The organism is Mesorhizobium sp. M0830 (assembly GCF_040319965.1).
GTDB lineage: Bacteria > Pseudomonadota > Alphaproteobacteria > Rhizobiales > Rhizobiaceae > Mesorhizobium.
In genome coordinates this window covers 1-24371 of sequence record NZ_JAMYOR010000071.1, presented here as the reverse complement: position 1 = coordinate 24371, position 24371 = coordinate 1, and the positions used below count along the sequence as shown (strand labels likewise).

Sequence of the window (24371 nt, the reverse complement as noted above, 5' to 3'; positions counted from 1 at the left end):
GCGGCCGCCTTATGCAATTCTCTGTCAGCGTACCACGTACATGATGCGCCGCGTCTGCGGGTCGATCAGCGCCCGCTGGCCGTTCACGTAGACATAGCGATAGTCGTAGTTCGGGATTTCGCGCAGCTCGACGGTGTCCGGCAAGATCGCGCCGGTCACCACCTCGCCGTCAAGATAGACTGGATCGAGGCGATGCGTGTCGACATAGGTCCGGACCTCAGCGGGAGGCGGGGGAAATTCATCCACGACCGGATCGCTGGTGATGATCGCGCCGGTGTAGTCGGTCGAATAGTCGCCAATGTCGTCCGGGGGCGAGACCACAGCAACGCTGGAACGGCGTTGCGTCAGCACCACCCGGCTGCCGCCGGAACTAGTCGTCACATAGTCGGAATAGACCCAGCCCTGGCCGCCCGCCTCGGCGATGGTGCACCATTTGCTGTTTTCGATGCAGCCATTGAGCGTCGCCGACTGGCCGGCGGCAAGCACGCCAATGACAGGATATTGCGGGCCGGGCCCGGCGCGGACGTTGAGATCGGTAACCGCGGAGACGGCGGTGTCGGCAAGCGCGGTGCCCGACATCACGGTCAGCATTCCGGTGACCGCCGGAAACAGTAGGGATTTCATGGCTTTTCTCCGTTTCATGGTCCTCGCCTGCGAAAACGGATCAGCGGCGCATGCGTTCCCGCTAAAAGGCCTGCGCCAACTCACGATTTGTTCCCTTTTCTTTCGGCAAACCGGTCAGAAGTTCGTGAACGAAGACCAGTTTCCGTGCCGTCATGTCCGAAATGACGAAGGGGTAGAGATCGGGCAGGCCCATGCAGCGGTTGATCGAATTGGAGGCTTCAGACAGCACCAGCCAGCGGGCAAGGATCTTTTCGAAAGGCTCGGGCGCGGTCGCCGGCTCCGAAGGTGCTGCCTGCAGTCCGCCGCCGGTATCGCCCCGCGGCAAGTCGTTGGCTTCCACCATCTCCAGCCGGCCGAGCGGAAAGTTCAGCGCGTGGACCATCTCCAACGTGTCGGTGATATGCAGATGGTGGGCCCAGGTCTCGGCCCAATCTTCCCATGGGTGCGAGGTGGCATAGGCCGAGATATGGGCTTGCTGCCAGTCGGGCGCGGCACCATTGGCATAATACGACTTCAACGCCTGTTCGTAGTCGGGGCGCTCATCGCCAAACAGCGCACGGAACGCTTCCAGCCTCCGCGGATCGTCGCGGATCAGGCGGTCCCAGTAGTAATGGCCGAGTTCGTGGCGGAAATGGCCGAGCAAGGTGCGATAGTTCTCGCCCATCTCGACGCGCCGCTTCTCGCGCTCGGCTGAATCCGCCTCGGCGACGTTGAGCGTGATCAGGCCATTGTCGTGGCCGGTCAAGATGCGCTCGCCGCCGGGCCCGCCGCCGATCGGATCGGCGAGAAAGTCGAAGGCCAGCCCGACCTCGTCGGCAGGGCTCAGCTTGGGCGCAACCGGCAGTCCGACGGCCAGCAGCGAATAAATGGCACGCTTCTTCGCCGCCTCGACGCGTATCCAGCGCCGGCGGTTGCCGTCGACGGAAAGGTCAGGGATCAATTGGTTCAGTACGCAGGCGCGGCAAAACCCCTGTCCGGGCTCGGCCATCCAGTTGCAGGCGCATTCGTCGGCATTGGTGCACTGGAAGACGCCGTCGAGATCCGACAGCGCAAAACGGGCGTGCTCTGGATCGTAGAGCACGAGACTGCCGCAGTTCAGGCACTGGGCGTTCTCGAAATACAGGCGATGGCCGCAATGCGGACAGTCGAAGAGTTTCATGTCGGTCTCTAACCTTCAGAGCCAGCATATTCAGGGCGGCAGGTGCCCAACGCGAACCGCCCACCGGCGTTCCCATATATCGAGGCTATTCGCCGCCAGATGCCCGCCGCCAGCAGGGCCCTGGCTGTGTTAATACCCACCGAGCCGGCGCCGATGATCACGATATCGACGCCTTCTTTTGGGGCCGCTTGCCACAATAATCACTTGATCGTAGGCAAATTCCACGGCATTCGCCAGCAATGCAGCGGCGACAGTGACAAGGGCGTGTTTCGCTGGCAAGTTCGCAATTGGGACGTGATTCAGGCAACCAGGAGAACAACATGGCATTTCTTGCCAAGGGAAAGATGTTTGCAGCAGCCGTGGTGTCGGTGCTTGCGCTGGCGACGGGCGCGCAGGCGGGAGCCAGCTGCGGCAAGACCGGCGCCGGCTTCGAGGCTTGGAAGCCCGAGTTCGCTGCGCAGGCCAAGTCCGAAGGTGTGGGCGCCAGGGGTCTGGCCGCTCTGGCCGGCGCGACCTACGCAACAAAGACGATCTCAGTCGACCGGGGCATCCACAAGGCCTTCAGCGGCTCGGTGGACGATTTCATGAAACGCCGTGGCGGGTCCGCGATCATTTCCAAGGGCCGCGCACTGAAGAAGGCGAACGCGGCACTGTTCGACAAGATCGAGGCGAACTACGGCGTGTCGCCGGGTGTGTTGCTCGCCATTTGGGGCATGGAGACCGGCTTCGGCTCCGCCATGGGTAACCAGAATACGGTCTCGGCAATTTTGACGCTTGCCTATGATTGCCGCCGCCCGGAATTCTTTTACCCGCATGCCATTGCAGCCCTGAAGCTGGTTGATCGTGGGGCGTTGACAGCCTCGTCGGTCGGCGCTGCCCATGGCGAGATTGGCCACACGCAGTTCCTGCCTGGAAATGTCTTGAAGTACGGTGTCGGCGGCGGAAACCTGCGCGACAAGGCCACCGCGTTGGCGTCTACTGCCAACTTCCTCAAGGGTCATGGCTGGCGGGCCGGTGCCAGTGCGCAGTCGAATATCGGCGCGATCGCCGGCTGGAATTCCGCGAGCGTCTATCAGCAGGCCATCGCCCGCATCGCCACGGCGATCGACGGCGACTGAGAGCTGGCATCTTCGACAAGAGGCCCGGCCACCCGCCGGGCCAACTGAGGCAATCACTTCAGTTTGAACCCGTCGCTATACAGGAGAAGCGCGCGGCAAGGCGATGAGGGGCAGCGCCTTGCCGACAATCGGGCCCGGCAGGGACGCCGGGCTTGCTCGAGGCGGCAGCTTGAAGATCACCCCTTGCGACTGCGCGCGGCCAAAGTCCGCAGCCTCAGCGCATTGAGGCGGATGAAGCCGGCGGCGTCCTTCTGGTCGTAGGCGCCACGGTCGTCCTCGAAGGTGACCAGCGCATCGGAATAGAGCGTCTTCCTGGACTTGCGGCCGGTGACCATGACGTTGCCCTTGTAGAGCTTCAGCCGGACCGTGCCTTCGACGTCTTCCTGGCTCTTGTCGATCATCGCCTGCAGCATCAGCCGCTCGGGTGCGAACCAGAAGCCGTTGTAGATCAGCTCGGCGTAGCGCGGCATGAACTCGTCCTTGAGGTGGGCGGCACCGCGGTCGAGCGTGATCGATTCGATAGCACGGTGCGCTGATATCAGGATGGTGCCGCCGGGCGTCTCGTAGACACCGCGCGACTTCATGCCGACGAAGCGGTTTTCGACGAGGTCGAGCCGGCCGATACCGTTGTCGCGGCCGAGATCGTTGAGGGCTGCCAGCATGGTTGCCGGCGACAGCTTCTTGCCGTTGAGTGCGATCGGATCGCCCTTGAGGAACTCGATCTCGATCTCGGTGACCTTGTCCGGCGCATCCATCGGCGAAACGGTGCGCTGGTGGACGAATTCAGGCGGCTCGGTCCATGGGTCTTCCAGCACCTTGCCCTCGGAAGAGGAGTGCAGGAGGTTGGCGTCGACCGAGAACGGGGCGTCGCCCTTCTTGTCCTTAGGCACCGGGATCTGGTGCTGCTCGGCGAAATTGATCAGGTCGGTACGCGACTTGAACGACCAGTCGCGCCATGGCGCGATGACCTTGATGTCGGGGTTGAGCGCATAGGCCGAGAGTTCGAAGCGAACCTGGTCGTTGCCCTTGCCGGTGGCGCCGTGCGCAATCGCGTCGGCGCCCGTCTCCCTGGCGATCTCGACCAGATGCTTGGAGATCAGCGGCCGCGCGATCGAGGTGCCAAGCAGATAGGTGCCTTCATAGACGGTGTTGGCGCGGAACATCGGAAAGACGAAGTCCGAGACGAACTCCTCGCGCACGTCGACGACGCGGATGTCCTTGATGCCCATCATCTCGGCCTTGCGGCGGGCCGGCTCGAGTTCGCCGCCCTGGCCGAGATCGGCGGTGAAGGTCACGACCTCGGCGCCGAGTTCGGTCTGCAGCCATTTCAGGATGATGGATGTGTCGAGGCCGCCGGAATAGGCGAGCACGACTTTCTTGACGTCTTTGGCTTTTGACATTGGACGGTTCCGCGGCTGAGTTCCTGGCGGGCGAGGTATCACGCCGTTTCCGGGCTGCGCAAGAGATGAAGGGCGTGCGGCGAAACAAGATCGCAACAGGACAGCCGATTGAGAAGCGCTGGATCAGCCCTCGGCCGCCCAGTCGCTGGCTGTGAAGGACTGTATCCTCTATAGCTTGCGTGTTCTTCCCAGAGGGCCGCTCATGTCGTTCATTCCAGACACCGCCACGCTGATCCAGTTCGCCATCGCCACCGTGATCCTGGCGATCACGCCGGGGCCGGACATGACCTTGTTTGTCTCGCGTACGCTGAGCCAGGGCCGCGCCACCGGCTTCGCCTCGATGGCCGGTGCGCTGTGCGGCACGCTGATCCACACCACGCTGGTTGTGGTCGGCGTCTCGGCGCTGATCGTCGCCTCGCCGATGGCCTTCTTCGTGCTGAAGATCTTTGGCGCCGGCTATCTCGTCTTCCTGGCCTGGCAGGCGGTCACCAGGGGCTCGGCCTTTTCGCCGGAGAAGAAGACAGGCCCCGAGATTTCGCTGTTGCGCAGCTGGGCGGCGGGTCTTGGCGTCAATCTGCTCAACCCGAAGATCATCCTGTTCTTCATGACCTTCCTGCCGCAATTCGTCTCCGCGCATGACCCGAACGCGCCGGGAAAGCTGTTTTTCCTGGGCACGATGTTCATCGTGCTGGCGATCCCGGTGACCGTACCGATGGTGCTGGCGGCGGAAAAGTTCTCGGCGGCGATGAAGGCCAGCCCGCGTGTGACGCGGGTGGTCGATTATCTCTTCGCCGGCGTGTTCTCCGCCTTTGCGCTCAAGATCCTGACGGCCCAGGCGAAGTAGGGGCGTTCTCGTCCTTCCACCAGCTTCCGGCCCAGCGCCCCGCGCTGAGCCAATAGAAGATGCCGCCGACCATGCCGCCGCCAATCACCGCCATGATGGCGCCGGTGTGGGTAACGGCGAAGGTGGTGTCGCCGCTGTGGTCGACAAGGCCGAGGAATACGGCCGCAACCACGGCGCCCGCCAGCGCATAGAACAGCCAGTCGCGCCGGCCGAGGATTTCGGCGACCAGGATGACGACGCAAGCCGGCATCAGGGCGAAATAGGCTACGAACAGGGCGACGAAGGGAATTGAGAAATACAGCGAAGCCGTCGCCGTCGGCTGAGCGTGCTCCGGCGTGTAGCCCAACGATGCCAGGAACAGGACGTTGAGGAACGCGCTCGCCGCCAGCGAGGCGACGGCATAGCCGAACAGGATCACGGCGAAACGGAGGAGATAGCCGACGAGACGGGTCATTCCAGATCTTAGCCCCGGGGCATGCCGGACTTGCGCCCGGCCAGAAGCCAGTAGACCGATCCGGCGGCAATGCCGGCCGTGGCCAGAAACCCGAGAAAACCCGGATTGAAGACAAAGCTGCCGGCCGAGCGCGGCATGGATACGCCAAAGGCGATCGACGTGATCGCACCCGTGGCGGCGAAGTAGAACCAACCCCGGAGCGACAGCCGTTCGGCGACAAAGAGCGCGGGGCCGACGATCAGCAGCGCGGCGACCATCACGGTCAACACCGCGAGCGGGAAAGAACCCAGCCAGTCGAAGGCGAAGATGATGGACCAGTTGCCGTCTTCGATGCCTTCCAGAAGAGCGATCAGCAGCACGGGGACCAGGATCGAGGTCAGCACAGCGGCGAAATAGCCGACGGCCATCGTGGCGAGGCGCTTCAGCCAGGCGAGGCGGCGGCTCACGCCTCGCCGTGCCCCGCGATCATCATGGCCTCCAGCGCCAGCCGGTCGACCTTGCGCATCCGCTCGGAGTCCGATTTGAGCTGGCCGCAGGCGGCCAGGATGTCGCGGCCGCGCGGCGTGCGGATCGGCGAGGCGTAGCCGGCATTGTTGATGTAGTCGGCGAATTTCTCGATCGTCTCCCAGTCCGAGCACTGGTAGTTGGTGCCCGGCCACGGGTTGAACGGGATCAGGTTGATCTTGGCCGGAATGCCCTTGAGCAGCTTGATCAAGCCCTTGGCGTCCTCGATGGAATCGTTGACGTCCTTCAGCATCACATATTCGAAAGTGATGCGCTTGGCGTTGGACAGGCCGGGATAGGCGCGGCAGGCGGCGATCAGGTCCTTCAGCGGATACTTCTTGTTGATCGGCACCAGCAGGTCGCGCAGATCGTCATTGGTGGCGTGCAGCGAGATCGCCAGCATGACGCCGATTTCCTCGCCGGTGCGGAAAATTTCCGGCACGACGCCGGAAGTCGACAGCGTGATGCGCCGCTTGGACAGCGACAGGCCATCGCCGTCGGAGGCGATCAGCAGGGCCTTCTTCACCGCCTCGAAATTGTAGAGCGGCTCGCCCATGCCCATCATCACGACGTTGGAGACTTTGCGGCCCTCGGCCGGCACGATGGCGCCGTCGGGCGTGTCGCGGTCCGGAAAATCGCCGAGCCGGTCGCGGGCTGTGAGCAACTGGGCGAGGATTTCCTCTGATGTCAGATTGCGCACCAGCTTCTGCGTGCCGGTGTGGCAGAACGAGCAGGTCAGCGTGCAGCCGACCTGCGAGGAGATGCAGAGCGTGCCGCGGCCTTCCTCGGGAATATAGACGGTCTCGATCTCGACCGGCCGCCCAGCGCCGCGCGGCGGAAAACGGAACAGCCATTTGCGTGTGCCATCGGCGGAGATCTGCTCCTCGACGATTTCGGGCCTGGCGACGGTGAAGTGCTTGTCCAGTTCGGCGCGCAAATCCTTGGAGATGTTGAACATGCCGGCGAAGTCGGAGACGCCGCGCACATACATCCAGTGCCAGAGCTGCTGGGCGCGCATTTTCGCCTGGCGCTCCGGCACAGTTCCGGAAGCTACAAGGGCCTCGCCGAGCTCAGTGCGCGTCAGGCCGATCAGCGACTGTTTTTCGGGCAGTGCCGCACGGGCACGCAACGCGTCACGGGCGCCTTCGGTGGTGAGATCGAATGAAAGGGTCATGGTTGCACAGATATAAGCGTTTGCGGCCGATTTCACTTATCGTGCCGGCATGAAGCGCGGCGCATAGCACAGGTTGGAGGCAGAGTCATGCGGTGGGAGTCCAAACCCATGGATGCAGGTCGAAGGCCCGCTGCGGCTATCTGGCAACCTTGCCCTGTCCTCCCGCTGCAAGGAAACGATCACATGATCGTGTTTGCGTAACGATTCCCATTGCGCCTTCGAAATCTGAATGGGGCAACTTTGCCTCTACAAAATGGGAGTACGCAGAATGAACTCTATCAAGCTAGCCCTCATTGCCGGCCTCGTCGGCCTTTCCGCCTCGCAGGCATTTGCCGAAGACGCGATGGGCACAATGACCATGATGAAGAGCGGAGAGGTGACGGCGATCATGCCGGATGGGCACATGGGCACCATGAAGCCGGATGCGAAGATGGCGGCCGAGATGATGAAGATGGCAAAGCCGATCAAGCACTGCATGATGATGATGACCGATGCCAAGGGCAAAGCGTATATGATCGATACGTCGACCAAAAAGGCTCAGGCCGAATGTGAAAAAATGGCCATGTAAGACTGAACCCGTCAAGATCGAGACCCGCCGGCACACGCCGGCGGGTCATTCCGATGCGGGGTCCAAATCCCCCGCCGGGCCTTTGATCTAAAGCGCTGATGTCCGGCCTCGGGGAGCCGGTCTTCGCTATTGCGCCATAGGCTATCGGGGTGGGCGCCAGCCTATTTGCACTTGGCGATCGACGTCAGCGCCGCCGAAATGCCCTTCAGCGAGAAGACATAGGAGGTCGGGTTGCCGCGGCCGGACTTCGCCGTCACCTTCATATCGGTGCCGGTCTTCATGGCGGCGATCAGCACCGGCTCCTCGGCGGCGTTCTCGACCCAGGCCGACTTGCCGCGCGTGAACATCGAGAACGACTTCTTGTCGATGGTGACGGTGGCCTTGGAGCCTTCCTGGAAATTGTAGCCGGCGATGAATTGCGGCTCGTAGGACACTTGCTGGCCGGGCCGCTGGCTGACGAAGAAGAACATGTCGCCATGGTCGAGCGTCGGCGGCTGCTTGTCGGTCGGCACGGTCAGGACATAGCAGACCTTGCCGCCCGATGCCTGGTAGCTGTAGGTGCCCCAGGCATTGTGCTGGCCGATCTTGGTCGCCGACTGAGCCAGTGCCGGCGCTGCCGCGGCGACCAGGACCAGGCTCGAAATTATAGCAATCAATCCGCGCATCGTTTTTCCCGTATTCCAAAGGTGCGGCGGCAGGCCGGCTCGGCGTCCTGCCTGTCGCTTCATTTTGATTTAATCTGGGTTACCAAACAGTGAATTTCCTTTGAGAAAGGAATCCCACCCCGAGGAAACCGCCGCCATTCCCGCGCCGCCGCCTTGCGAGCGAGTGGCGCGACGTCCCTTTGGCGACTTGGAGGCCACGAAAGCGGCAAGAGTTTGACTTTCATGCCGCCGCCGAAACCGGCCTAAATGGCGCTTTCGTGCGCCTGTTCAGCCCTTGTCGGCGATGGCGTCCTTGGCAGCCTGCCGGTGCGCAGGGGTGATGTGGGCGCTGACAGCGGTGATCGCGGCGGTGAGCACGGCGATGTCATCGGTGAAACCAAGCCCGAGGATGAAGTCGGGGATGACATCCACCGGCAGTACGAAATAGCCGAGCGCGGCCAGCAGAATGCCCTTGGCGCGCAGCGGCGTGTTCTTGTCCATGGCGCAGTAATAGGAGGCGACCACCTCCTCCATGAACGGGATCTGCCGCGCGGCCTTCTTGGCTGTCCGCCAGAATTTCTCGCGCACTTCATTCTCGTCGGCGAGCTTGCCGCCAAAGCCGAAGAAATCAAAACCGGATTGTCGCGCCATCAGTGTCTCCTAGCAGGACTCATGCGCAACCCGGCACATGTCGGCGAGGCGAAATGTGGTGAAAGGCGACCCCTACTGCAAGATACCGGCCCATTCCTCGACCCGAAAATCGGAATCGGCGTTTGCCGCGCGGACCAACGGTTCAGGGGGATGCCGGCCTACAAAGGCGCTCGTCAGGCTGGCAATCGCCTCTTTGGAGATTGGCGGAAACGCCCCTCCCGTCGTCATTCTAGGGTCTGCGCCGCGTCGCTTCGCTCGTTGCTTCGCCCGTGGATGACGAAGCTGGGGTTGCGCACGTTTGGACCTCCCTAACCGGCAAAGCGGTTCATCTTCTTGGCCAGATCGATATCGAGCGCGGTCACACCGCCGGCATCGTGGGTGTTGAGCGTCACGTCGACGGTCTTGTAGACATTCGACCAGTCGGGATGATGGTCCATCTTCTCGGCGGCGAGCGCAACGCGGGTCATGAAGGCGAAAGCCTCGGAGAAATTCGCGAAGGTGAACGTGCGCTTGATGGAGGCACCATCCGCAGCCGGTGCCCAGCCTTCGAGCCCGACCAACGCGGCGGCGATTGCGTCCTTGCCCAGTTTTTCTCTCGTCATGTCAGCTTCCCGTGTTATTTCGGCTGAAAGACTGTCTGGAACCCTGGCGAGTTTCGAAACCGTCTCTGGAGTCCCTACCATAGTGTCGGATCGATGAGCGCAAAGCCCATAAATTCCATTCTTTTCGTCTGCCTCGGCAACATCTGCCGGTCGCCACTGGCGGAGGGCGTCTTTCGTGCCGTGCTGGCGGAGCGTGGGTTGGGCAGGAATATCCTGCTCGATTCAGCCGCCACCAGCAGCTGGGAAGCCGGCGCGGCGCCCGATCCACGCTCGATCGCGATTGCGGCGCGTCACGGTGTCGACATTTCCCGACAGAGGGCGCGCAAGGTTACGCCGGAGGATTTCTCCCACTTCGACCTGATTCTCGGCATGGACCGGTCGAATGTCGCCGACCTGAAAGCGTTGGCGCCAGCAGCCATGCGCGACCGGGTGCAACTGTTCCTTGAATTCGCAGACGGCAAGGCACGTGATGTGCCGGATCCCTATTATGACGGGGCGGAAGCTTTCGCTTCGGTCTACCGCATGATCCGCGAGGCATCGGAAGCGCTGGCGACAAGGCTGGAGGCGCGGGCATCTGTGCCCGACAGCGGCCAAGCTTCCTCGACGATGTAGGGGCCGCCCCCGACCGAATCGCGCGACGACATCAATACGAAGCGACCGATACGAAACGGCAGCGTCAAGAAATTGCCGCGCGCCGACAGATATTGGGCGACGTCCAGCGGGGTCGAATTGCGCAGCCTTGCAAGTGTGACATGCGGCATGAACTTGCGGGGGTCGGCTGGGATGCCGAGCCGCTGGCAGATGCGGTCGATTTCGCCCTGAAGGGCGGCAAGATCGGGCGAGGTGGAAACGCCGGCCCAAACGGCATGCGGCTTTTTCTGGCCGAAGGCACCAACGCCGGACAGGGCCAGCGAAAAGGAAGGGCGGTGGACGCGGTCGAGCGCGTTGGCGATCTCGTCGGCGACGTGACCAGGTACATCGCCGATGAAGCGCAGTGTCAGATGGTAGTTCTCGACATCGATCCAGCGGGCGCCGGGCAGGCCGCCCCGCAGCAGGGACAGCGAAAGGGCAGCGTCACGCGGTATTTCGAGGGCGGTGAAAAGACGCGGCATGAAGAGCCTCCCTTCCTCGAATCGAACTGTCACCTCTAGCGAATCATCGATAGTCAAACGGGGCAAGAGGTTTGTTGGTCACAGTCCCTGTTAAAAAGCTTCCCTAACGGAAAGAGCTCCAGTCCCACCTTATGAGCTGCCCGGCACCGCCGCGATGGCCTTCTCGACCGCCGGCAGGATACGTTCTACCATCTGGTCGACGCCTTGCGCGCTCGGATGCAGGCCGTCCTCGAGCTGCATGCCGGGCTGGCCGGCAACGCCGTCGAGAAAGAACGGGTAGAACGCAACGTCGTATTTGTCGGCTAGGCCCGGAAATATGGCATCGAAGGCGTTCTGGTAGTCCGCGCCGAGATTGGGCGCGGCGCGCATGCCGGCCAGAAGCACGGCGATCTTGCGTTCTTTCAGCCTGCCCAGCATCTCGTCCAGGTTCTTCCTGGTGATGTCGGGCGAAACGCCGCGCAGCATGTCGTTGGCGCCGAGTTCGAGGATGACCAATTGCGTGCCATCCGGCACCGACCAGTCGAGCCGCGCCAGGCCGCCGCTCGTCGTGTCGCCGGAGACGCCGGCATTGGCGACGGTCACATCATGGCCTTTGGCGCCAAGCGCTGCCTGCAGCCTGTCGGTAAAGCCCTGGCCTGGCCCAAGGCCGAAGCCCGCCATCAAGCTGTCACCGAAGCCGACGATCTTGAACGGCTCGGCACGCGCCGACGACATGGCGCCGCAAATGGCGAGGAAAACGACGAGGCCTGCGGCAATCCTGCGTTTGAAAGACATGCGGTAGGCCCCATATGAGCAAGGAATTTTTCCGGCGACGGCTTCCGGCAAGCAGAACCCTCATCCTCGCATATAGGACGCTTTCATTTTGACAGAAGCCGTCATTGGGCTAAAAAACGTATCGCTGACCCTTGGCGAGGGGGCCTCATTGGTCCATGTGCTGAAGGACGTCAGCCTCGACGTGGCGCCCGGCGAGGCGACCGGCATCGTCGGACCCTCGGGCTCCGGCAAGTCGACATTGCTGATGGTTCTGGCTGGCCTGGAAAGGGTCGATTCGGGTACGGTACGAATTGCCGGTGAGCTGCTCAACGGCAAAAGCGAGGACCAGATTGCTTCGTTTCGTGGCCGAAACATTGGCATCGTGTTCCAATCCTTTCATCTCATTCCCAACATGACGGCGCTCGAAAATGTCGCGGTGCCGCTGGAGCTGGCCGGCCATGCCGATCCGTTTTCGGTTGCGGCGCGCGAGCTGGCGGCGGTTGGCCTCAGCGAACGCGTCACCCACTATCCCGGCGAATTGTCGGGCGGCGAGCAGCAGCGCGTGGCGATAGCCCGCGCACTGGCGCCGTCGCCACGCATTCTCATTGCTGACGAGCCGACCGGCAACCTCGACCAGGCGACGGGGCGGCAAGTTGCCGATCTATTGTTTGCCAAGGCGGCCGAGCGCGGCATGACGCTGGTGCTGGTCACCCATGATCCGGCGCTTGCGGCGCGCTGTTCGCGCCAGGTTTCGATGCGGTCGGGCAGGATCGAGGTGCCGGCGCTCGCCAAGGTGACAGCCTGATGCCGTTGTCGCAGACGCTGAGGCTCGCGGTTCGCTTCTCGCTGCGCGAGATGCGCGGCGGCCTGTCCGGCTTTCTCATCTTCCTCGCCTGCATCGCGCTCGGCGTCGCGGCCATCGGCGGCGTCAACTCGGTGGCGCGTTCGATCACCGCCGGTGTCGCCAATCAGGGCCAGACGCTGCTTGGCGGCGATCTACGCTTCCAGATCAACCAGCGTGACGCCAGCAAGGCCGAACGCAGTTTTCTTGACGGGCTGGGCGCGATTTCCAGAACCGCCAGCATGCGTTCGATGGCGCGTCTCGCCGACGGGTCCGACCAGGCGCTTGTCGAGGCCAAGGCTGTCGACGATGCCTACCCGCTCTACGGCGCGCTGGACATCGAACCGGAATTGTCGAAGCAGGAACTGTTCGGTGAAGAGTTCGGCGTCTTCGGCGCCGCGGCCCCTGACGTCTTGTTCGAGCGGCTGCATCTCAGGATCGGCGACCGGCTGAAGCTCGGCACCGCCACTTTCGAACTGCGTGCCAGGCTGGCCGCCGAACCGGATGCCGTCTCCGACGGCTTCGGCTTTGCGCCGCGGCTGATGATCTCGACCGAAGGGCTGGCGGCCACCGGTTTGATCCAGCCGGGCAGCCTGGTCGAAAATGCCTACAAGGTCCGCCTGCCGGCGGACGCCGACGAGGCGCGGCTCAGGGCCATCCAGGACCAGGCGGCCAGGGATTTTCCGGAGGCCGGCTGGTCGATCCGCACGCGCAGCAACGCCGCTCCCGCGCTGTCGTCCAACATCGAGCGCTTCTCGCAGTTCCTGACGCTGGTCGGGTTGACGGCGCTGGTGGTCGGTGGCGTCGGGGTCGCCAATGCGGTGCGCGCCTATCTCGACGGCAAGCGCGGCGTCATCGCCACCTTCAAGAGCCTGGGCGCTTCGGGTGGCTTTGTCTTTGCCGTCTATCTGGTGCAGATCCTGATTATCGCCGCGCTCGGCATCCTGCTTGGCCTGGTGCTTGGCGCGCTGATGCCGTTCGTGGCCGGCGCTGCTCTTCATCAGGTCATCCCGGTGCCGGCGGAGGGCGGCTTCTATCCCGGCGCGCTCGGCATGGCGGCACTGTTCGGTCTGCTGGTGACGCTGGCCTTCGCGTTGCTGCCGCTCGGCCGCGCCCGCGACGTGCCGGCCACCGCGCTGTTTCGTGAGATGGGGCTTGAAGGCCGTGGTTCTCCACGACCTGTCTATGTCGCGGCGGCACTCGGCATTGCGCTGCTGCTGGCGGCACTGGCAATTCTATCCTCGGACGATCAGCGTATCGCCTCGATCTTCGTCGGTGCCACCATCTTCGCTTTCCTGGTGCTGCGCCTTGTCGGCGCGCTGGTGCAATGGGCGGCCAGGAAGAGCCCGCGTGTGCGGTTCGTGGCGCTGCGGCTCGCCATCGGCAACATCCATCGGCCCGGCGCCTTGACGCCATCGGTTGTGCTGTCGCTGGGACTTGGGCTGACGCTGCTGGTGACGCTGGCGCTGATCGACGGCAATCTCAGGCGGCAGATCTCCGGCAGTATGCCGGAACGGGCGCCGAATTTCTTCTTCGTCGACATCCAGAGCAGCGATGTCGCTTCCTTCTCGGCGCTGATCGGCAAGGAGGCGCCGCAGGGGACGCTGGCCAAGGTGCCGATGCTGCGCGGCCGGGTGATGGCGCTGAACGGCGTCGATGTCGACAAGGTGAAGGTGCCGGCGCAAGGCGCCTGGGTGCTGAAGGGAGATCGTGGCCTGACCTACGACGCCAGGCAGCCGCAAAACGCGACGCTGACCGAAGGCAGCTGGTGGCCGGACAATTATAGCGGCGAGCCGCTGGTCTCGTTTTCGGCGCAGGAAGGCAAGGAGATCGGGCTGAAGCTCGGCGACACCATCACCGTCAATGTGCTCGGCCGCAATGTCACGGCCAGGATCGCAAATTTCCGCGAGGTCGAGTGGGAAACGATGGGCATCAATTTCGTCATGGTGTTCTCGCCAAACACATTTGCGGGCGCGCCGCATGGCTGGATTGCGACGCTGACCGAAAAGAATGCCTCCGCGGCCGACGACGCCCGCATCCTCAATGCCGTCACCCGCGCCTTCCCGGCGGTGACGACGGTGCGGGTCAAGGATGCGCTCGATGTCGTCAACCGGCTGGTCGGGCAGCTCGGCACGGCGATCCGGGCGGCCGCCGGCGTGGCGCTGATCGCGTCGGTGCTGGTGCTGGCCGGCGCGCTTGCCGCCGGCAACCGGGCGCGCATTCATGACGCGGTGGTGCTGAAGACGCTTGGCGCGACACGCAGGACTTTGATATCGGCCTTCTCCCTCGAATACATGCTGATCGGGCTCGCCACCGCGATCTTCGCCTTGGCCGCAGGCAGTGCCGCGGCCTGGTTCGTCGTCGCGCGCATCATGACATTGCCGTCGCATTTCCTGCCCGAGGTGGCGGTGGCAACCATTCTGTTCTCGCTGGTGATCACGGTCGGCATTGGTCTCGCCGGCACCTGGCGGGTGCTCGGCCACAAGGCAGCACCGGTGCTGCGCAACCTGTGATCTCGGGCACGAAACGGCCGTCCCGGATTAAATCTTGGTAAGAATTCCGTCTGGGAAGCCGGAAAATCGACGCTTCGTTGTCTCACGAACCGTTACATCCGGTTACGGTCTTGTTCTTGACGCGAATAACCATCATATTTCGCGACAGGCATGCTGGAGCCCTGCCAGCGGCGCCTGGGTCTGAAAGGGCCTGACACCGGACGGGGCAGAAGCAATAGAGGACTTCAATGGCTGATCCCATTCGCAACTACCAGACGCGCGCCGTGCCCGGCGTCGGTGTCGGTGCTGACATCGATCAGGGCCTGCGCGCTTACATGATCAAGGTCTACAATCTGATGGGGCTTGGCCTCCTCATCACCGGTCTTGCCGCTGTCGGCACGATCATGTTGGCCACCACCACCGATCCGGCTTCGGCTGTCGCGACGCTGTCAAGCGGCGAAATGCTGACCTCCTTCGGCTATGCGATCTTCGGCTCGCCACTGAAATGGGTCGTGATCTTTGCCCCGCTCGCGGCGGTGATGTTCCTGTCGTTCCGCGTTCAGTCGATGAGCGTTTCGGCGGCGCAGACTACCTTCTGGGTCTATGCGGGCCTTGTCGGCCTGTCGCTGTCGTCGATCTTCCTGGTTTACACCACGGCCAGCATTTCGCAGACCTTCTTCGCCACGGCCGCGGCCTTCGGCGCGCTGTCGCTGTTCGGCTACACCACCAAGCGTGACCTGACGGCGATGGGTTCGTTCCTGATCATGGGCGTGTTCGGCATCATCATCGCGTCGGTGATCAACATCTTCCTGCACTCGTCGGCGCTGTCCTTCGCCGTGTCGGCGGCTGGCGTGCTGATCTTCGCCGGCCTCACCGCCTATGACACGCAAAACATCAAGGAGATGTATTTCGAGGGCGATGCTTCGGATGTCGCCGGCCGCAAAGCCATCATGGGCGCCTTGAGGCTCTATCTCGACTTCATCAACCTGTTCATGTTCCTGCTGCAGTTCATGGGCGACCGCCGCTAGGCTTTTTAAGCTGGACCGGATCTTTTCCGAAGATCGGTTTCAGCTTTTAGAGATCATGTTCTGACTGGACCATCGAGTTCCAAAGGGCGGCCCAACGGCCGCCCTTTTCTTTTATACCGGCCTTTGCTGTTATCGAAGGCAGACAAGGGCGCGGATAGAGAATGAGCAATGTCACGATACGGCTCGCGACAGCGGCCGACCTCGATCGGATCACGGAAATCTATGCCGCCGCAGTGACTCAAGGCACGGCGAGCTATGAGCTGGAGGCGCCCAGCCGCGCCGAGATGGGCGTCCGGTTCGACAGTTTGATGGCCGGCGGCTTTCCCTATCTGGTGGCGGAAAAGAACGGTGCCGTGCTCGGCTATGCCTATGCCGGTGCCTTTCGGCCGCGCCCCGCCTACCGCTTCATCGTTGAGGATTCGGTCTATATCGCGCCGGAGGCCAAGGGTCAGGGCGTAGGGCTCAAGCTGATGCAAAGCCTGATCGAGGCGGTGGAAGCAGCGGGCTTTCGCCAGATCATCGCGGTGATCGGCGATGGCCATGCCGACAGCGCCTCGGTACGGCTGCACGAGAAGCTCGGCTTTCGCCATTCGGGACGCCTTGAAGGTTCCGGCTACAAGCACGGGCGCTGGCTGGACACGGTGTTCATGCAATTGTCGCTGAATGGCGGGGCATCGGCGCCGCCCGATCCCGAATCACTGCCGGAGCGGAAGTTCCGCGAGGGGCTTGGAGGGAAATGAATTGAGGAATTGAACTGAAGAATTGGTGAATTGATGAATTGATGAATTAGAGAAACAGCGGCTAATGAATCGCGCTGGGCTTCTCAGTTCATCAGTTCTTCAATTCTCCAGCTCATCAATTCCCCTGCCTCCAGTTCAGGCTTCGACCAGCTTCAGCTTGCTGTCGAATATCCCAAGCACGCGGCCGAGTTCCTGGCCGCGCTTCAAAATGCGGCCGCCAGCCGCAATGACGGCAAAGGCGCCCTGTTTACGAGCCAGTTTCGGATCCTTGACGATCTGGAACAGCGGTACTTCGCTGGTGCGGCGAAATACGGAAAATACGGCACGGTCAGTGAGATGATCGATGGCGTAGTCGCGCCATTCGTTGGCGGCGACCATGCGTCCGTAGAGCCTGAGGATCTGGTCCAGCTCACGCCGGTCGAATCGCACCGGCTGATCGAGGCGCGCGTGTCGCGCCTCGTGCAGCGGGATCAATATTGCGGATGCGTCCCCATCCCCAGTCCCGCCGCTGTCATCGGTCATGCCTCGATCCTTCAAAATGAATCTTTGCCAACCAAAGTTGGCGTGTTCGCGGTTGAATTGCAAGGCCCGGCGAAGCAGGGCGGCACTGCGCTGTTTTCGCAACGTCCAGTCACTTTTATGAAACGCCTTGTTGGAATTGGTGATGCTTCGCCACATTTCTGCCTTTTTTTATCCGCGCTCATGCCCCAATGTCCGACGAATTTACCGGCGTTGCCTGAGACGGTTCGGTCCGGCACCGGCTCGTAAACCCCAAGCCCCCCGCCCACGGGTCTGCGTCGGATCGAACCAACCTCGGTTCTTCTTCGGAAGAACCGGGTGCGACGATCCCAAAACCTAAATGACCGACGTCAGAAGCAAGCTGGCGTCGGTTTTTTCATGTCTGGGGGGACGGGCGGAGAGAGCTCTAGGCGCTTGCGCCTCAAGATCTTGTTTCGCATAAGTCGTTGTCCCAAACGATGGCACGCAGATGACTGCATTGAGCCGCCCCGACCTGAGCGACATTCATCCCGGTGACTGGGTTGATCGCCGCTTGCCTTCAGGATGGCGGCCCTACACAAGGCTCGCGCGCCTGGATCGGCCGGTCGGGATATGGCTCACGCTTTTTCCCTGCCTGGCCGCGCTTATCCAAGCCTCGCATGGATTTCCTGTCTTCCGGCAATTGATCGTCTTTTCTCTCGGCGCCCTGCTGATGAGAAGCGCCGGCTCTACGGTCAACGATATCGCCGATCGCAAGTTTGATGCGCATGTCGAGCGGACACGCTTTCGTCCGTTGGCCAACGGGCAGTTCGGGATCCGCCGGGCCATTGCCTTCCTGATTGTCGAGCTGGCGCTCTCAGCCGCGCTGCTGGTTTTCTTGAGCCCATACACGCGCTTGATAGCGATTTGCGTGCTGCCGCTTGTCTTCATCTACCCGTTTTGCAAGCGATTCACCCACTGGCCACAGGTGGTCCTGGGGGCTGCGTTCAATTGGGGAATGCTGATGGCATGGGCCGAGGTGACTGGGCACATCCCTCCTGGTGCCATTGTCATGTGGACCGGCGCCATCGCATGGCAAATTGGCTATGACACTGTCTACGCTTACGTGGATGTGAAAGACGACACTCGCCTCGGTTTGAAGTCGACAGCAATCCTGTTCGGTCAAAGGGGGAAGGCGTGTATCGGTCTGTTCTACGCCTTCACTGTCGCATTGTGGTCGCTGGGAGGTTGGTTGTCGGGCATGTCTCTACCATACGCTGCTGGAATGGCGGTCATCGCCGCTCATCTCGCCTGGCAGGCCTGGCGTATTGATCTTCAGCGCCCAGAGCTGAATTTCAGGCTTTTCCTGTCAAACATTTTGACCGGCGTGCTTTTGGCATGCGCGGCATTCGTCGGGACATGGTGAGCCTGAGCACAATCAAGGCTTATGAATAAACGCAGCCCCGAGAATGGCACCGGGCAGGCCATCCTTGCCGACCGATTGCAGCAGCACGGCGCAGCCGCCCTTCTTGGCGATCTCGCTCATCGGTAGTTCGTAGCGCTGCGCCTTGCCGTGCCACATGCCGGCGGTCTGGATGCCGGTGACCGCGTTCCAGTAGGTCATCTTGCGGCCGGTGTTCTCGCCCTCGCCGATCTTGATCGTCTGCGGCGGGTCGAAATAGACGATGACGACATGGGCATCGCTGGGACCGCTGCCGGCATCGCCGGTGTCGATCATGACGCGGTCGCTGGTGCGGCTGACCTTGATGACGACGCGCATGCCCTCGCCGCTCCTGGCCATGCGGGCGAGCGCGCCATCGACCTCGCCGCGGCTGCCGCCGTTGACGTGGACGCGGCCGTTGATGACGGCCTGCGGCGTATAGACGGAGCGGCTGCCGAAGGCGCGCATATATTCATATTGCCGCTCGGTGTTCTCCTTGCGGCTCAGCGTGTCCTGCCAGCCGAGATAGTCCCAGTAGTCGACGTGATAGGCGAGCGCGACGATGTCTTCCCGGGCGGCGAACTCGGCGAACAACACATCGGCCGGCGGGCAGGAAGTGCAGCCCTGGCTGGTGAACAGCTCGACCACGCCCAGTGGTCTTTCGATCTGGGGCCTTTCGGACTCGTCGGCACGCCCGGCGCCGGCAAACGCCGAGAAGGCCAGCGCAAGGGCTGCCAGCCACAATGATTTTCGCGAGGCCATGGCCATTCCGATTTCCGCCGGTGGTGCCGGCTTTATCTTGATTGCTAAAATATGTGGCAGAAGCGGAAGTCAACGGGAAGTCACGTTGCGGTGAAATTTTGCCGTTGCAGCCGACCGCGACGTCACAATAGGAGAAGCTATGCGCTTCAGGGTGGAAGCGATTCGGGCGGCAATCACGATGTGGCAAACTTTTTTGACGCCGGTCGATCTCTATTGCGAGCGGACCGGGCCGGAATTCTGGTCCGAGCCGATCAATGCGCTGACAAACCTCGCCTTCATCGCCGCAGGCCTGTGGGGCGTGCGCGAGGTACGAAGGCTGGGCACGGGGAACTTCGCCGAAGTGCTGGCCTGGTGGGTGGTGGCGATCGGCATCGGCTCGACGATCTTCCACACGTTTGCCACCAAGGGCACGGTCTGGGCCGACGTGCTGCCGATCGCCGGCTTCACGCTGGCCTATACGTGGTTCAATCTGCGCCGCTTCCTCGCATGCGATGGGGCAAGGCTGTCGCCATCTTCATTGCCTTCTACATCATTACCGGAGCGATAACCGTGGCCGTGCCGGACTGGCTGCGTCAGGCCTCCAACGGCACTACTGGCTATCTGCCGCCGTTCCTGGCGCTCGCCTTCTTCGGCGCGCTGGTGGCGGCGAACGGCAATCGCGCCGGCTGGTACAATCTGGCTGGCTCGGCGATCTTCGTGATGTCCGTCATCTGCCGGATGATCGATCCGCTGGTCTGCGGCAGCTTTCCGCTCGGCACGCACTTCCTCTGGCACATCCTCAACGGGCTGATGCTCGGCGTGCTTCTGGCAGCAGCGGCGCGTTTCGGAGCGCCGAAGGCTAGGCAGTAGGCAGTAGGCAGTAGGCAGTAGGCAGTAGGCAGTAGGCAGTAGGGGCCCATATTCCCTACTGCCTAGTCCCTATTCCCTAAGCAGCCAGATCGCGCAGCACGTATTGCAGGATGCCGCCGTTCTTGAAGTAGTCGAGCTCGTCCAGCGTATCGATGCGGCAGATGATCGGCACGTTCTTCACCGTGCCGTCGCCATAGGTGACCTTGGCGATCATCGTCTGGCGCGGCTTGATGGTGCTCAAGCCATCGATCTCGACCAGCTCGTCACCCCTGAGATTGAGCGAGGCCCAGGACGTGCCGTCCTCGAAGACGAAGGGGATGACGCCCATGCCAACCAGGTTCGAGCGATGGATACGCTCGAAGGACTGGGCGATGACCGCGCGGACACCAAGCAGGTTGGTTCCCTTGGCCGCCCAGTCGCGCGACGAGCCGTTGCCGTATTCGACGCCGGCGAAGATGACCAGCGGCACGCCTTCCTTCTTGTATTCCATCGCCGCGTCGTAGATCGATTCCTCTTCCTTCGACGGGTAGTGGATGGTGTAGCCGCCCTCACGGCCGTTCTCGCCCAGCATGTGGTTGCGGATGCGGATGTTGGCGAAAGTGCCGCGCATCATCACCTCGTGATTGCCGCGCCTTGTGCCGTACTGGTTGAAGTCGGCGACGCCGACGCCATGGTCAGTCAGGTATTTGCCGGCCGGCGAGGCGGCCTTGATCGAACCCGCCGGCGAGATGTGGTCGGTGGTTATCTTGTCGCCGAACAGGCCGAGCACTCGAGCGCCCTTGATGTCGCCGATCTTGCCGAAACCTGATGTCATGCCGGCGAAGTAGGGCGGGTTCTGCACATAGGTCGAGTTGTCGTCCCAGGCATAGGTCTGGCCTTCCGGCGCCTTGACGTTTTGCCAATATTCATCGCCCTTGAAGACGTCGGCATATTTGCGGGCGAACAGCTCGCGGGTGACGTTCTTTTCGATGAACTCCTGGATCTCGGCCGAACTCGGCCAGATGTCCTTGAGATAAACCGGGTTGCCGTTCTTGTCCTCGCCGAGCGGCTCTGTCGTGAGGTCCTTGGTGACGGTGCCAGCCAGCGCGTGCGCGACGACCAGCGGCGGCGACGCCAGATAGTTCGCCTGCACGTCGGGCGAGACGCGGCCTTCGAAGTTGCGGTTGCCGGACAAGACCGCGGCAGCAATCAGGCCCTTGTCGTTGATGGTCTTGGAGATCGGCGCCGGCAGCGGGCCGGAATTGCCGATGCAGGTGGTGCAGCCGAAGCCGACCAGGTTGAAGCCGATCTGGTCGAGCTCCTTCTGCAGGCCGGATTTTTCCAAATATTCGGCGACCACCTGGCTGCCGGGAGCCAGCGAGGTCTTCACCCATGGCTTCTGCTTCAGCCCGAGGCGGTTGGCGTTGCGGGCCAGGAGGCCAGCGCCGATCAGCACGCTTGGGTTCGACGTGTTGGTGCAGGAGGTGATGGCGGCGATGACGACGTCGCCATGGCCGAGATCATGGTCGGTGCCTTCGACGGCATAGCGTTTGGATAGCTCGGCCGCCTTCCTGTATTCGGTCTCCATCGCCTTGGCGAAGCCTGCCGGGATGTCTTCCAGGGCAACGCGGCCTTCGGGCCGCTTGGGGCCGGCCATCGACGGCACGACGGAGCCGAGCTCCAGCTCGAGCAGGTCGGTGAACACCGGATCGGTCGAGCCGGTCTCGCGCCACAGCCCTTGCGCCTTGGCATAGGCCTCGACCAGCGCGATGCGGTCCTCGCTGCGGCCCGACATTGTGAGGTAGCGGATGGTTTCCGAATCGACCGGGAAGAAGCCGCAGGTGGCGCCATATTCGGGCGCCATGTTGCCGATGGTGGCGCGGTCGGCCAGTGTCATGTTGGACAGGCCCGGGCCGAAGAACTCGACGAACTTGCCGACGACGCCCTTCTTGCGCAGCATCTGCGTGACAGTGAGCACGAGGTCGGTGGCGGTGACGCCTTCCTTGAGCTTGCCGGTCAGACGGAAGCCGATGACTTCGGGCAAAAGCATGGAGACCGGCTGGCCGAGCATGGCCGCCTCGGCCTCGATGCCGCCGACACCCCAGCCGAGCACGCCAAGGCCGTTGATCATGGTGGTGTGCGAATCGGTGCCGACGCAGGTGTCGGGATAGGCGGTAGTTTCGCCGTCCTCGGTGTTGGTCCACACCACCTGGCCGAGATATTCGAGGTTGACCTGGTGGCAGATGCCGGTGCCAGGCGGCACGACGCGGAAGTTGCGGAACGCCTGCTGGCCCCATTTCAGGAACTTGTAGCGTTCCTCGTTGCGTTCATATTCGAGCTCGACATTGCGGGCGAAGGCCAGCGGCGTGCCGAATTCGTCGACGATGACGGAATGGTCGATGACGAGGTCGACCGGCACCAGCGGGTTGATCTTCTGCGGATCGCCGCCGAGCGAGGCCATGGCGTCGCGCATGGCGGCAAGGTCGACCACGGCCGGAACGCCGGTGAAATCCTGCATCAGCACGCGGGCCGGGCGATAGGCGATCTCGACACCGGCAGTGCCCTTGTCGGTCAGCCAGCCGGCAACTGCCTGGATGCTCTCCTTGGTGACGGAGCGGCCGTCCTCGTTACGCAGCAGGTTCTCCAGCAGCACCTTCATAGAATAGGGCAGCTGGGAGATGCCGGTGAGGCCGTTCTTCTCGGCCTCGATGAGGTCGAAATAGGCATATTCCGCGCCGCCCGCGGTCAACGTGCGGCGGCAATTGAAACTGTCGAGGGATTTTGACACGTGCGATCCGTCCTTGTCTGTTCAGCCTGAAAGGGAACGGACGCCGATGGCATGCAATCACGCGCAAAGGTGCGGGTACGGCCATTTCCGCTGTCCGTTCCCAAGCAACCCGAGCCGTTCAAGGCGGCGCGTGCGCTGGTTCGGCGCTAATTCTGTTCCCGCGCCGACCGCTGGCACGGATGCACCGCATATAGAGAATTTTCTGGAATAGTTCTAGACAGTTGGAGAGCAAATTTGTGCGATGCGGCAGCTGCCGCGACACATGGTTTTCAAGGCAGGCGAGGAATGCGGCTGATCGCCGAAAATCTAGGCGGCGAACGCGGCGGCGACACGGTGTTTTCGGGCATCGGCTTTGCCTTGGAGGACGGTCAGGCGCTTGTCGTCACAGGGCCGAACGGATCGGGCAAATCGACCTTGCTGCGGGTCATCGCCGGGCTGCTTCCGGTGGCGCAGGGCAGCGTGAAGATCGAAGGTGTCATGAAGATCGAAGATGGGGGCGAGGCGTTTCCGTCTGTCGCCTCGGCCTGCCATTACCTTGGCCACCAGAACGCAATGAAGACGGCACTGAGCGTGGCGGAGAATTTGCGCTTCTGGCGCGATTTCAACGGCGATGGGCAGCTGGACGTCGAAGAGGCGCTTGAATCGGTCGGGCTTGGCGGCATCAGCCATCTGCCGTTCGGCTATCTGTCGACCGGGCAGCGGCGCCGCGCGGCAATCGCCAAGCTATTGGTCAGTCATCGGCCGCTGTGGCTGCTGGATGAGCCGACAGCCGGGTTGGACAAGGCTTCGGAGGCGCGGTTTTCGGGGTTGATGACGAGGCATTGCGGAGCGGGCGGGATGATTGTCGCGGCGACGCATCTGCCGCTGGGGATCGAAGGCGCGGCGGAATTGGTGATGGGGGTAGCAGGGTGATGTCGGCGCTCTACGGCGCCCCCCTCTGCCCTGCCCGGCATCTCCCCCTCAAGGGGGGAGATCGGATGTCACCTCGGCTTTCGCTAATCTCCAACGTCCGAAGGCTGGCGAGACGCATGAACTGCCAATCTCCCCCCTTGAGGGGGAGATGTCCGGTAGGACAGAGGGGGGTGCCTGGGCGAAGGCATCTCAAATCATGCTAGCGCTCTTCCTGCGCGACATCCGCCTCAACATCCGTGCCGGCGGCGGCGCGTTGACCGGCGTCATCTTCTTCCTCGCCGTCATCGCCACCATCCCGTTCGGGGTCGGACCGGATCTCAAGCTGCTTGCCCGTATCGGCCCGGGGGGGGGGGGGGGGGGGGGGGGGGGGTTTTAACAAAGGGGGGGGGGCCGGCAGAGGGGTATTTTTTTATTGGGGGGGGGGGGTGGGTTTATAAAAAAATTTGGGGGGGGGG

Annotated in this window: 24 protein-coding genes and 2 pseudogenes; 12 read left to right on the top strand and 14 right to left on the bottom strand. The window is 62.6% G+C overall.

Going from position 1 to position 24371, the window contains the following annotated elements:
- Positions 1–24: 24 nt before the first annotated feature.
- The gene (locus NKI20_RS29065) at positions 25–624 is read right to left on the bottom strand and encodes a DUF1236 domain-containing protein (protein WP_352836949.1); all 600 of its coding nucleotides are present in this window, start codon (positions 622–624) and stop codon (positions 25–27) included.
- Between the two features lie 61 nt (positions 625–685).
- Positions 686–1783: a zinc-binding metallopeptidase family protein gene (locus NKI20_RS29060; RefSeq protein ID WP_352836946.1), complete on the bottom strand. Its 1098-nt coding sequence runs from the start codon at positions 1781–1783 to the stop codon at positions 686–688.
- 320 nt (positions 1784–2103) lie between these two features.
- Between NKI20_RS29060 and NKI20_RS29055 the strand changes: the two genes are divergently transcribed.
- Complete coding sequence (locus NKI20_RS29055) at positions 2104–2901, top strand: lytic murein transglycosylase (protein ID WP_023758945.1); 798 nt, start codon at positions 2104–2106, stop codon at positions 2899–2901.
- Positions 2902–3077: 176 nt separating this feature from the next.
- Here the strand turns inward: NKI20_RS29055 and NKI20_RS29050 are convergent, their stop codons facing one another.
- A complete protein-coding gene (locus NKI20_RS29050) occupies positions 3078–4301 on the bottom strand; it encodes an argininosuccinate synthase (protein WP_352836943.1) in 1224 nt (407 codons plus the stop codon).
- A 202-nt stretch (positions 4302–4503) separates the two neighbouring features.
- Here NKI20_RS29050 and NKI20_RS29045 point away from each other — a divergent pair, with 202 nt between their 5' ends.
- On the top strand, positions 4504–5145 hold the full coding sequence (locus tag NKI20_RS29045; RefSeq protein ID WP_023758943.1) for a LysE family translocator: 642 nt from the start codon (positions 4504–4506) through the stop codon (positions 5143–5145).
- Here NKI20_RS29045 and NKI20_RS29040 read toward each other — a convergent pair.
- The 3 genes from NKI20_RS29040 to rlmN are packed head-to-tail and all read right to left on the bottom strand — an operon-like array spanning position 5117 to position 7277.
- The gene (locus NKI20_RS29040) at positions 5117–5599 is read right to left on the bottom strand and encodes a hypothetical protein (protein ID WP_352836935.1); all 483 of its coding nucleotides are present in this window, start codon (positions 5597–5599) and stop codon (positions 5117–5119) included. The two genes, NKI20_RS29045 and NKI20_RS29040, sit on opposite strands and share 29 nt — an antisense overlap.
- 8 nt (positions 5600–5607) lie before the next feature.
- A complete protein-coding gene (locus NKI20_RS29035; protein WP_352836932.1) occupies positions 5608–6045 on the bottom strand; it encodes a hypothetical protein in 438 nt (145 codons plus the stop codon).
- On the bottom strand, positions 6042–7277 hold the full coding sequence (rlmN, locus tag NKI20_RS29030; RefSeq protein WP_352836929.1) for a dual-specificity RNA methyltransferase RlmN: 1236 nt from the start codon (positions 7275–7277) through the stop codon (positions 6042–6044). Before rlmN ends, NKI20_RS29035 begins: the two co-directional genes overlap by 4 nt.
- Before the next feature lie 268 nt (positions 7278–7545).
- Here rlmN and NKI20_RS29025 point away from each other — a divergent pair, with 268 nt between their 5' ends.
- Positions 7546–7845, top strand: a complete 300-nt coding sequence (locus NKI20_RS29025; protein ID WP_023758939.1) for a hypothetical protein — start codon at positions 7546–7548, stop codon at positions 7843–7845.
- Between the two features lie 161 nt (positions 7846–8006).
- Here NKI20_RS29025 and NKI20_RS29020 read toward each other — a convergent pair whose 3' ends face one another.
- The 3 genes from NKI20_RS29020 to NKI20_RS29010 all read right to left on the bottom strand — a co-directional run bounded on the left by NKI20_RS29020 (position 8007) and on the right by NKI20_RS29010 (position 9742).
- Positions 8007–8510, bottom strand: coding sequence for an invasion associated locus B family protein (locus tag NKI20_RS29020; RefSeq protein WP_352836926.1), 504 nt, complete (start codon positions 8508–8510; stop codon positions 8007–8009).
- Positions 8511–8777: 267 nt separating this feature from the next.
- Entirely contained in the window at positions 8778–9140 is a 363-nt protein-coding gene (locus NKI20_RS29015) for a YkvA family protein (protein ID WP_023758937.1), read from the bottom strand.
- A gap of 308 nt (positions 9141–9448) precedes the next feature.
- On the bottom strand, positions 9449–9742 hold the full coding sequence (locus NKI20_RS29010; RefSeq protein ID WP_023758936.1) for a 4a-hydroxytetrahydrobiopterin dehydratase: 294 nt from the start codon (positions 9740–9742) through the stop codon (positions 9449–9451).
- 93 nt (positions 9743–9835) lie between these two features.
- Here NKI20_RS29010 and NKI20_RS29005 point away from each other — a divergent pair, with 93 nt between their 5' ends.
- Complete coding sequence (locus NKI20_RS29005) at positions 9836–10354, top strand: low molecular weight protein-tyrosine-phosphatase (protein WP_084025376.1); 519 nt, start codon at positions 9836–9838, stop codon at positions 10352–10354.
- Here NKI20_RS29005 and thpR read toward each other — a convergent pair.
- Both thpR and NKI20_RS28995 read right to left on the bottom strand, forming a co-directional pair.
- Positions 10258–10854, bottom strand: a complete 597-nt coding sequence (gene thpR / locus NKI20_RS29000; RefSeq protein ID WP_352606082.1) for an RNA 2',3'-cyclic phosphodiesterase — start codon at positions 10852–10854, stop codon at positions 10258–10260. The genes NKI20_RS29005 and thpR overlap by 97 nt on opposite strands.
- A 129-nt stretch (positions 10855–10983) precedes the next feature.
- Complete coding sequence (locus NKI20_RS28995; protein WP_352606080.1) at positions 10984–11628, bottom strand: arylesterase; 645 nt, start codon at positions 11626–11628, stop codon at positions 10984–10986.
- Positions 11629–11716: 88 nt separating this feature from the next.
- On the opposite strand from NKI20_RS28995, the gene NKI20_RS28990 reads away from it, so the two are divergent.
- From NKI20_RS28990 to NKI20_RS28975, 4 genes are all read left to right on the top strand, one after another.
- Positions 11717–12412 (top strand): ABC transporter ATP-binding protein, encoded by a 696-nt coding sequence (locus NKI20_RS28990; RefSeq protein WP_352836919.1) that lies wholly within the window; start codon positions 11717–11719, stop codon positions 12410–12412.
- Positions 12412–14961, top strand: coding sequence for an ABC transporter permease (locus tag NKI20_RS28985; RefSeq protein ID WP_352836916.1), 2550 nt, complete (start codon positions 12412–12414; stop codon positions 14959–14961). The genes NKI20_RS28990 and NKI20_RS28985 overlap by 1 nt, the downstream gene beginning before the upstream one ends.
- 227 nt (positions 14962–15188) lie before the next feature.
- Complete coding sequence (locus tag NKI20_RS28980; RefSeq protein ID WP_023758930.1) at positions 15189–15968, top strand: Bax inhibitor-1/YccA family protein; 780 nt, start codon at positions 15189–15191, stop codon at positions 15966–15968.
- Positions 15969–16129: 161 nt separating this feature from the next.
- The gene (locus NKI20_RS28975; RefSeq protein WP_352836912.1) at positions 16130–16708 is read left to right on the top strand and encodes a GNAT family N-acetyltransferase; all 579 of its coding nucleotides are present in this window, start codon (positions 16130–16132) and stop codon (positions 16706–16708) included.
- 135 nt (positions 16709–16843) lie between these two features.
- Here NKI20_RS28975 and NKI20_RS28970 read toward each other — a convergent pair whose 3' ends face one another.
- On the bottom strand, positions 16844–17230 hold the full coding sequence (locus NKI20_RS28970) for a DUF2794 domain-containing protein (RefSeq protein ID WP_023758928.1): 387 nt from the start codon (positions 17228–17230) through the stop codon (positions 16844–16846).
- Positions 17231–17696: 466 nt separating this feature from the next.
- Between NKI20_RS28970 and ubiA the strand changes: the two genes are divergently transcribed.
- Positions 17697–18611 (top strand): 4-hydroxybenzoate octaprenyltransferase, encoded by a 915-nt coding sequence (gene ubiA, locus NKI20_RS28965; RefSeq protein WP_352836909.1) that lies wholly within the window; start codon positions 17697–17699, stop codon positions 18609–18611.
- Positions 18612–18623: 12 nt separating this feature from the next.
- Here the strand turns inward: ubiA and NKI20_RS28960 are convergent, their stop codons facing one another.
- Positions 18624–19394, bottom strand: a complete 771-nt coding sequence (locus tag NKI20_RS28960; protein ID WP_352836906.1) for a DUF1223 domain-containing protein — start codon at positions 19392–19394, stop codon at positions 18624–18626.
- Positions 19395–19566: 172 nt separating this feature from the next.
- On the opposite strand from NKI20_RS28960, the pseudogene NKI20_RS28955 reads away from it, so the two are divergent.
- Positions 19567–20237: pseudogene (locus NKI20_RS28955) on the top strand (ceramidase domain-containing protein).
- Positions 20238–20313: 76 nt separating this feature from the next.
- On the opposite strand, the gene acnA reads toward NKI20_RS28955, so the two are convergent.
- The gene (gene acnA / locus NKI20_RS28950; RefSeq protein WP_352836903.1) at positions 20314–23004 is read right to left on the bottom strand and encodes an aconitate hydratase AcnA; all 2691 of its coding nucleotides are present in this window, start codon (positions 23002–23004) and stop codon (positions 20314–20316) included.
- A 285-nt stretch (positions 23005–23289) separates the two neighbouring features.
- On the opposite strand from acnA, the gene ccmA reads away from it, so the two are divergent.
- Both ccmA and NKI20_RS28940 read left to right on the top strand, forming a co-directional pair.
- Positions 23290–23916, top strand: a complete 627-nt coding sequence (ccmA, locus tag NKI20_RS28945; RefSeq protein ID WP_352836900.1) for a heme ABC exporter ATP-binding protein CcmA — start codon at positions 23290–23292, stop codon at positions 23914–23916.
- A 196-nt stretch (positions 23917–24112) separates the two neighbouring features.
- Positions 24113–24259, top strand: a pseudogene (locus NKI20_RS28940) (heme exporter protein CcmB); the annotation flags it as partial.
- Between the last annotated feature and the right edge of the window lie 112 nt (positions 24260–24371).